General features: G+C 66.3%; 7 protein-coding genes and 1 tRNA gene. 5 read left to right on the top strand and 3 right to left on the bottom strand.

Annotated elements, in window-relative coordinates; all coding sequences use genetic code 11:
• The first annotated feature begins 651 nt into the window (after positions 1 to 651).
• Entirely contained in the window at positions 652 to 1425 is a 774-nt protein-coding gene (locus ACAM54_RS15505; protein ID WP_369648138.1) for a TIGR04325 family methyltransferase, read from the top strand.
• Between the two features lie 290 nt (positions 1426 to 1715).
• Entirely contained in the window at positions 1716 to 1955 is a 240-nt protein-coding gene (locus tag ACAM54_RS15500; RefSeq protein WP_309929575.1) for a hypothetical protein, read from the top strand.
• A gap of 34 nt (positions 1956 to 1989) precedes the next feature.
• Here ACAM54_RS15500 and ACAM54_RS15495 read toward each other — a convergent pair.
• The 3 genes from ACAM54_RS15495 to ACAM54_RS15485 form a co-directional block, all read right to left on the bottom strand.
• Positions 1990 to 2063, bottom strand: a tRNA-Gly gene (locus tag ACAM54_RS15495).
• A gap of 131 nt (positions 2064 to 2194) precedes the next feature.
• Entirely contained in the window at positions 2195 to 2773 is a 579-nt protein-coding gene (locus ACAM54_RS15490) for a hypothetical protein (protein WP_225612825.1), read from the bottom strand.
• Positions 2774 to 2784: 11 nt separating this feature from the next.
• Positions 2785 to 3606, bottom strand: a complete 822-nt coding sequence (locus ACAM54_RS15485) for a ferritin-like domain-containing protein (RefSeq protein WP_145744866.1) — start codon at positions 3604 to 3606, stop codon at positions 2785 to 2787.
• A gap of 246 nt (positions 3607 to 3852) precedes the next feature.
• Between ACAM54_RS15485 and alaS the strand changes: the two genes are divergently transcribed.
• The 3 genes from alaS to ACAM54_RS15470 all read left to right on the top strand — a co-directional run bounded on the left by alaS (position 3853) and on the right by ACAM54_RS15470 (position 8826).
• The gene (alaS, locus tag ACAM54_RS15480) at positions 3853 to 6477 is read left to right on the top strand and encodes an alanine--tRNA ligase (protein ID WP_209536681.1); all 2625 of its coding nucleotides are present in this window, start codon (positions 3853 to 3855) and stop codon (positions 6475 to 6477) included.
• Entirely contained in the window at positions 6477 to 7508 is a 1032-nt protein-coding gene (locus ACAM54_RS15475) for a 2-dehydropantoate 2-reductase (protein ID WP_369648137.1), read from the top strand. The genes alaS and ACAM54_RS15475 overlap by 1 nt, the downstream gene beginning before the upstream one ends.
• Positions 7509 to 7569: 61 nt before the next feature.
• Complete coding sequence (locus tag ACAM54_RS15470; RefSeq protein WP_369648136.1) at positions 7570 to 8826, top strand: D-amino acid dehydrogenase; 1257 nt, start codon at positions 7570 to 7572, stop codon at positions 8824 to 8826.
• Positions 8827 to 8899 lie beyond the last annotated feature (73 nt).

The following is an 8899-nucleotide window of genomic DNA, read 5'->3' as shown; positions in this document are numbered from 1 at the left end:
AGGAAACCCACTGTATGAATTGCGCCCCCTATGCGCATGAGCAATGCGCCCCCTTCCAAGGGAGACAATCGCCCCCGCCCACAGTGCCCGGAACCATGACAAAGCGCCTGCCGAACGCAGCGCAAGCCGCTGCGGCCAAAGCCGAATGCGCCAGAAAGCTGGGGAGACGGGTAGAAGCGAAACAGGGGAGTGCGGACGCCTTGCGTTCCCTGCGCCGGATACGGCGGCGGGTTGACCGGAAGCTGAATTGGCGGAGGACGCCTGGTGAAACGGATGTAATCCCCACCCTGTTCCGGATGCGGTAGCCATTAATTGGCCTGATACCGAAGAACTTTGAAGCTATTCACGGAAGAATCCCCTCGTTGTGTAACTCGGAGGCTGCCGCTGGCCTCGTTCTTGGGGGGATTCAATCCGAAGCTTATGTTAATTTAATAAAATCAATGAAATTTGTGGCATTCTGATTGCAATTCGGCAGCCGAAGGCCGGGTCGAACAGGAAAAAAGCCCGCTTTTGCGGGCGCGATGCGAAGAAGTTCATCCGCGCGGCGCCGGAATCGCTAGGATTCGGGGGTTCGCATTTCTCCGCGCAGCGCCGCACGCCCGCCGAGGCGCTGCGAGGAGGCGGCCCTTCAGCCAACGAGGAAACCAGCCCATGCTTCCCAACCTGCTGCCCTTGCGTCACCGCGCCGAAGCCTATAGGCGCAAGTTCCTGGTCAACGAGACCGAGAACCTCTTCATGGGCTCGTTCGAGAGCTTTGCCGCCGCGGAGGCCGGCGCGCCGGGGTCGAAGGCCGTCGGCTACAGCAATGCCAAGGCGGCGGGCGAGCTCTACACACATCAGATCTACTTCTACGACTACCCCGGCCTTTTCTGGCTCGGGAGATCGTTCGACGAGGGCATGCGGCGCGTGTTCGACCTGGGCGGCCACGTGGGCATCAAGTACTACGCATTCCGCCGCGTCCTGCCTTACCCCGACAGCCTGCGCTGGACGGTCTGCGACGTGCCGGGGGTGGTGCAATCAGGGAAGGAACTGGCCGTGCAGCGCGACGCCACCGCACAGCTGGACTTCACCACCGACTACCAAGGCGCCAGCGGCTGCGACGTGCTCTATGCCTCGGGCAGCCTGCAGTACTTGCCGCAGCGCATCTCCGAGATCCTCGCGGGGCTCGCGGTCAAGCCCAGGCGCATCGTGCTGAACACGACGGCGGTGCACCCCGACCGCACCATCTACACGATCAACAGCATCGGCATCGCGTTCTGTCCCTACCGCATCCAGCACGTCGAGGAGTTGTGGGCCGAACTCAGGGATGCCGGCTACAAGCGCCGCGATGCCTGGCGCAACGAAGGCAAGCCCATCGAGGTGCCGTTCGTCGAGGGCGGCGACAAGCCCTACTACGCGGGCTGCTGCTTCGATCTGGCAGGATAGTGGGTACCTAGGTACCATCTGTCTAGGTACCATCTTTATCTGTCTAGGTACCATCTCTGTATCTGTCACTCGGCCCCTTGGTCACGCCAGCCTCGGCGGCCCGAGCCCCCGGCCTTCCGTCTCGGAGGCCTCCCTTGCTTTAGTGCTTAAGTTGGCGTCTTCGCTACAACGCGGCTGGCTTGCGTCCGACAAGCCAACGCGGCAGGGAAATACTTTTTTCGAAATTCACGCGAAGGAACATTTGCAGCAACAACGCCAATCGAGGGATCCGCATGCCTCTGACTTTCCTGATGAGCCTCCAGCACGTTCCGCTGCCCAAGAAAGTAGTGTCTCCCGAAGACGTTCGACACGTATCGGTCCTCAAGGCAACGGGTCTGATCGAAGCGGAAATAGCGCCGGCGCTGGACGGCTCGGGCAAATACAAGAACGCACGCAATGCCATCGTGACGCGCATCACCAAGGAGGGGATGGCCGAGATCAACAGGATGCGGACGGAGGAGAGCCGGTCGAAGCTTGCGCGGCGGCCATGAGCGGCATGCAGGCCGCGCAGGAGTGCGGGGCTTGTGGAGCGGGTGAAGGGAATCGAACCCTCGTATGAAGCTTGGGAAGCTGCCGTTCTGCCATTGAACTACACCCGCAGCAGGCGCGGATTCTACCCGTCAGTCCGGGTGCCCGGCGGCCGCCGGAGACTACCGCCGAAAAGCCGAAGGCTCGTTCTGTCCCTTTGCTGCTGCAAGGCATTTGCTCGCCGCTTCCGCAGCCTCCTGCATCAGCTCCTGATCGAGTGCATCGGGCGCGGGCCCAAGGCCGCGGAAGTAGGCGATCTGCTTCCTGTGCAGGTCGCTCGCGGCTTCGCGGGAGCGCTGCTCCAGTTCCTTCCACAGCCGCAGTACGCGACGGTGGCGGGCACAAGCTCCGGTGCAGCCGGGCGGAGGGCGGCGGCTATATCGATCTCGTCCGCATGTGCGAACTGTTCCTCGGCCCAGTCCGGCTTGGAGGGCATGTCCCCGGCATGGGCCTCTTCGCCGATGCCGGCGGCAAACCAGCGGTAGGTATTCTTACGCTTGCCGACGCGGCCCGTGGTTCGCACGAACAGGTAGCCCGCAGTGGCGTTTCCCGTTTCATCGACCGGTATGCCGGCTGCCCGAAGCGCCTCGACCCGCTCGTCGACGCTCAAGTAGAAGGACAACTGCAACGTGACTGTTGCGTTGTGAATGACCTGATGGACCATTTCTCCGCTCACATTGGTTGGCAAAGGGCGAAGCATCCCTTTCCCCGCTCCCCAAGTGAAGACATGGAGGAGGACAAAAGTGTGAGTTTTTCCACGAATTGCAAAGAAAGTTTGCAATTGAAGGTTCGTCAGCGCAGGAAGACGTGCTCCATGAACTGTCTGATCGGGTATTGCACCACGGCCTGCACGCCGGCCGGCAGTTCCAGCGGCCGCATCAGCATCTTGAGCGTGGCGCCCGGGCTCAGGTGGGTGCGCACGGTGCTGTTCATGCGCGCGCTCAGCTGCTGGATGTAGGCGGTGTCGGCGGCCCGCTCCGGGGTGCGGGCGCGCACCACGTGGCGGATGGCGCAGTCGGCGTCCTCGCTCTTGAGTTCCAGCGTGCGCCGGCCGATGGTGCCCAGCACGCGGAAGCGGCCCAGCCCTTCCTCTTGCCGGTAGCGCCGGAAAAACCGGTAGAAGTGCTTGTAGTGGCTGACCTCGTCGGCCGCGATGCGGCTTGCCAGGTCGCACAGCACCGGTTCGGCGGTGCTGCGCGCCAGCGCCCGGTAGTAGCTGGCGGTGCCGGTCTCGATCACGCAGCGCGCGGTCAGCTCGAGCCCGCGCGTCGGCGCGAGCAGCTCCACCTTGCAGTAGGTGGCGTATTCCTCCAGGAAGCTGCGGTAGGCGCCTTCCCAGTCGAATTCGGGCCAGACGTGGGACACGTAGGCGCGCAAGGCCCGGCCATGCTGCAGTTCCTCGGCTTCCCATTGATGGGTGAGCCAGGCTGTGACTTCGTCGTCGCCGCGGAAGAAGTCGACCAGGTTCTGGGTGTACAGGTCCGAGCCGCTTTCGACGAACGAGGCGCAGGCCACGAGGTAGAAGAGATTTTCGTCCCGGCGGACCTCCGGCCGCGCGATGCGGGAGAAATCCAGATCCTCGATCTTCCAGTGTGCTGCCTCATGGCCTGCCATGCATGCTCCTTGATTCACGTTGAAATGAATGGGACGAAGCCGGGCGCATTTGGTTCTGCGCGCTCATTCCCATATTAGCCTTGGCACCCGCGCGGCGCCGGCGTGTCCTGGCGAAGGCGCGGCCCGCAAGCGAAACCTATAATCGATTGTTCAAGCAAATCAAGCAGTCAGGTCGGTTCGCCGCAGTGGTTTCGACGAGAGGGTCGCCATCGCCAGGCCGCCCTCGACAGAAGACGAAATCCAAAGATGAGCCAGCCCACAATCACGGTCGCGGACATCCGCAAGACCTTTCTCGATTTCTTCGCTTCCAAGGGCCACACGGTGGTGGCCTCCAGCTCGCTGGTGCCGGGCAACGATCCCACGCTCATGTTCACCAACTCGGGCATGGTGCAGTTCAAGGACGTGTTCCTGGGCGAAGACAAGCGCCCCTACGTGCGCGCCGCCTCGGTCCAGGCCTGCCTGCGCGCCGGCGGCAAGCACAACGACCTGGAGAACGTGGGCTACACCGCGCGCCACCACACCTTCTTCGAGATGCTGGGCAACTGGAGCTTCGGCGACTACTTCAAGCGCGACTCCCTGAAGTGGGCCTTCGAACTGCTGACCCAGGTCTACAAGCTGCCAGCCGAAAAGCTCTGGGCCACGGTCTACATCGAGGACGACGAGGCCTACGACATCTGGACCAAGGAAATCGGCCTGCCGCCCGAGCGCGTGGTGCGCATCGGCGACAACAAGGGCGGGCGCTACATGTCCGACAACTTCTGGATGATGGCGGACACCGGCCCGTGCGGGCCGTGCTCCGAGATCTTCTACGACCACGGCCCCGAGATCCCCGGCGGCCCGCCTGGTTCGCCCGATGAAGACGGCGACCGCTACATCGAGATCTGGAACAACGTGTTCATGCAGTTCGACATGCAGCCCGACGGCTCGGTCAAGAAGCTGCCCGCGCCCTGCGTGGACACCGGCATGGGCCTGGAGCGCCTGGCCGCGATCCTGCAGCACGTGCACAGCAACTACGAGATCGACATCTTCGACGCGCTCATCAAGGCCGCCGCGCGCGAAACCGGCGAGAAAGACCTGGGCAACAACTCGCTCAAGGTGATCGCCGACCACATCCGCGCCACTTCGTTCCTGGTGGCCGACGGTGTCATTCCGTCGAACGAAGGCCGCGGCTACGTGCAGCGCCGCATCGTGCGCCGCGCGATCCGCCATGGCTACAAGCTGGGCCAGAAGAAGCCCTTCTTCCACAAGCTGGTGCCCGACCTCGTCAAGCTCATGGGCGAGGCCTACCCCAAGCTGGTGGCCGACGAGAAGCGCATCACCGAAACGCTCAAGGCCGAGGAAGAACGCTTCTTCGAGACCCTGGCCAACGGCATGGAAATCCTCGACGCAGCGCTGGCCGGCGGTGCGAAGACGCTGCCGGGCGAGGTCGCCTTCAAGCTGCACGACACCTACGGCTTCCCGCTCGACCTGTCGGCCGACGTGTGCCGCGAGCGCGGCGTGAGCGTCGACGAGGCCGGCTTCAATGCCGCCATGGAAAAGCAGAAGGCCGCGGGCCGCGCCGCCGGCAAGTTCAAGATGGACCGCAACGTCGAATACGGCGGCGCGGGCAACGTCTTCACGGGCTACGACAAGCTGGAAGAAAACGCCAAGGTCGTGGCGCTGTACTTCGAAGGCGCGGCCGTGCAGCAACTGAAGGAAGGCCAGCCTGGCATCGTGGTGCTCGACACCACGCCCTTCTATTCGGAAAGCGGCGGCCAGGTCGGCGACCAGGGCGTGCTGGTGGCCGAGGGCGTGCAGTTCGGCGTGGACGACACGCAGAAGATCAAGGCCGACGTGTTCGGCCACCACGGCACGCAGACCCAGGGCACGCTCAAGGTGGGCGACACGGTCAAGGCCGCGGTCGACACCGCGCGCCGCGCCGCCACCATGCGCAACCATTCGGTCACGCACCTGATGCACAAGGCGCTGCGCGAAGTGCTGGGCGCGCACGTGCAGCAGAAGGGCTCGCTGGTCGATGCCGACAAGACGCGCTTCGACTTCGCGCACAACGCGCCCGTCACGCACGACCAGATCCTCGAGATCGAGAAGCGCGTGAACGCCGAGATCCTGGCCAACACCGAGACGCATGCGCGCGTGATGGACATGGAGTCGGCCCAGAAGACCGGCGCCATGATGCTGTTCGGCGAGAAATACGGCGAGAGCGTGCGCGTGCTCGACATCGGCACCAGCCGCGAACTCTGCGGCGGCACCCACGTGGGCCGCACGGGCGACATCGGCCTGTTCAAGATCGTGAGCGAAGGCGGCGTGGCCGCCGGCGTGCGGCGCATCGAAGCCGTCACGGGCGCCAATGCGCTCGGCTACCTGCAGGAGCTCGAAGCCACGGTGCAGAGCGTGGCTGCCACGCTCAAGTCGCCGGCCGCCGAGCTGCAGGGCCGGCTCACGCAGGTGCTGGAGCAGGTGAGGGCGCTGGAGCGCGAGGTGGGCTCACTCAAGGGCAAGCTCGCGTCGTCCAAGGGCGACGAGCTCGTGGCGCAGGCGGTGGACGTCAACGGCATCAAGGTGCTCGCCGCCAAGCTCGACGGCGCCGACGCCAAGACGCTGCGCGACACCATGGACAAGCTCAAGGACAAGCTCAAGACGGCCGTGGTCGTGCTGGCCGCGGTCGATGGCGCCAAGGTGCAGGTGGCTGCGGGCGTGACGAGCGACACGGTCGGCAAGGTCAAGGCCGGCGAGCTGGTCAACTTCGTCGCGCAGCAGGTGGGCGGCAAGGGCGGCGGCAAGGCCGACATGGCCATGGCCGGCGGCACCGATGCCGCGGGCCTGCCGGCCGCGCTCCAATCGGTGCAGGCCTGGGTGGCGGAACGCACCTGATGGCCCGAGCCGAGGCGCCCGACCGGCCTCCCGGCGAAGTGCTGGTGATGGGGGCGGGCACCATCGGCTGCTTCGTGGGCGGCAGCCTGGCGGCGACCGGTGTGCCGGTGACCTTCGTCGGCCGTCCGCGCGTGCTGCAGGGCCTGGCGGCACACGGCCTGGCGCTCACCGACTTGGAAGGTGGCACGCATCGCCTGCCGGCCGCGAGCCTTCGCCTCAGCGAGCAGGTGCCCGTGGGCGCAGTGCCGGCGCTGGTGCTGCTGTGCGTGAAGAGCGGCGCCACGGCCGAGGCCGCTGCCGAACTGGCCTTTGCGCTGCCCGCAGGCACGCTGGTGGTCTCGCTGCAGAACGGCATCTCCAACTGCGCCTCGGCGTCGCGCGTGGGCCCCACGCTCCAGGTGCTGCCGGGCATGGTGCCCTACAACGTGGCCGAGATCGGACCCGGTGCCTTCCACCGCGGAACGGCCGGCCGGCTGGCGGCGCAGGACGATGCGGCGCTGCGGCCCTGGCTGCCGGTCTTCGAGCGGGCCGGCGTGCCGCTCGACCTCTATCCTGACCTGCTGCCCGTGCAGTGGGGCAAGCTGCTGCTCAACCTCAACAACCCGGTCAATGCGCTGTCGGGCCTGCCGCTGCGCGACGAGCTGCTGCAGCGCGGCTACCGGCGCTGCTTTGCGGCGCTGATCGACGAGGCGCTCGGCGTGCTGGGCAGCGCCGGCATTGCGCCCGCGCAGGTGGCCGCGGTGCCGGCGCAGCGGCTGTCGGCGGTGCTGCGGCTGCCCGACTGGCTGTTTCGCATCGTCGCGGCGCGCATGCTGCGCATCGATGCCAAAGCCCGCTCGAGCATGGCCGACGACCTGGCGCTCGGGCGCCGCACCGAGATCGATGCGCTCAGCGGCGAGGTCGTGCGGCTCGCGCAGGACCAGGACCTGGAGGCGCCGCGCAACGCCAGGATGTTCGCGCTGCTCGAGGAATGGCCCGCGCAGCCCCGGCGCTGGACGGCACGGCAATTGCAAGACGCACTGGGCCTGTAGCCGCACGGACGCTGTACCCTCTGGGGGCCATCGGTGCGCATGGTTTCAAGGGAGTGCTCTCATGCAGGTTCTGATCCTCGGCAGCGGTGTCATCGGTACCTCGGTGGCGTACTATCTGGCGCGCGCCGGCCATGACGTGACGGTGCTCGAGCGGCAGCCCGCGCCCGCGCTCGAAACCAGCTTCGGCAATGCGGGCGAAGTGTCGCCCGGCTATTCGGCGCCATGGGCCGGACCCGGCGTGCCGCTCAAGGCCATCAAGTGGATGCTCATGCAGCACAGCCCGCTGGTGATCAAGCCCATGCTCGATCCGGCCATGTGGCGCTGGGGCCTGTCGATGCTGTGCAATTGCACGCAGGCGCGCTATGAACTCAACAAGGGCCGCATGGTGCGGCTCGCCGAATACAGCCGCGACTGCCTGAAGGCGCTGCGCGCCGACACCGGCATCCGCTACGACGAACGCGCGCTCGGCACGCTGCAGCTCTTTCGAACCCAGAAGCAGCTCGACGGCATCGCCAAGGACGTGGAAGTGCTCGAGGCCTCCGGCGTGCCCTACCAGGTGCTCGACCGCGAAGGCTGCGTGCGGTACGAGCCGGCGCTCGCGGCCGTGAAGAACAAGTTCGTCGGCGGGCTGCGCCTGCCGGGCGACGAGACCGGCGACTGCTTCAAGTTCACGCAGGCGCTGGCGGTGCTGGCCGAGGCGGCCGGCGCGAAGTTCCGCTTCGGCGCGGCCATCCAGGCCATCGAGCACGACGCCGGCGGCGTCACGGCGGTGAGCACCGATGCCGGCCGCTTCACGGCGGACCGCTACGTGGTGGCGCTCGGCAGCTACTCGCCGGCCATGGTCAAGCCGCTGGGCATCGACCTGCCGGTGTACCCGGTCAAGGGCTTCTCGATCACCGTGCCCATCTCCGACGCCAGCGGCGCGCCCGAATCCACCGTGATGGACGAGACCTTCAAGGTGGCCGTCACGCGGCTGGGCCAGCGCATCCGCGTGGGCGGCACTGCGCAGCTCTCGGGCTTCGACCTGCGGCTCGACGCGAAGCGGCGCGACACGCTCGAGCACGTCGTGACCGACCTCTTTCCAAAGGGCGGCAATGTGCGCGACGCCTCCTTCTGGACCGGCCTGCGCCCCATGACGCCCGATGGCACCCCGGTGATCGGCGCCACGCGCATTCCCAACCTGATGCTGAGCACCGGCCACGGCACCCTCGGCTGGACCATGGCAGCCGGCACCGGCCGCGTGATGGCCGACCTGATCGACGGCCGAAGCCCCGCCATCGACATGGAAGGGCTGACGGTCGCGCGCTACGGCGCGTGAGTTGAGCAGCACCGGCCGGCGCGCGGGGCAGGAGCCCGCGGCCCTCCGGACAACCCGTCGAGAACCACCTGTG

Source organism: Variovorax sp. V93 (assembly GCF_041154485.1).
Lineage (GTDB): Bacteria > Pseudomonadota > Gammaproteobacteria > Burkholderiales > Burkholderiaceae_C > Variovorax > Variovorax beijingensis_A.
Note: the sequence above shows the minus strand (reverse complement) of the source record. Positions and strands in the feature narration are given on the sequence as shown.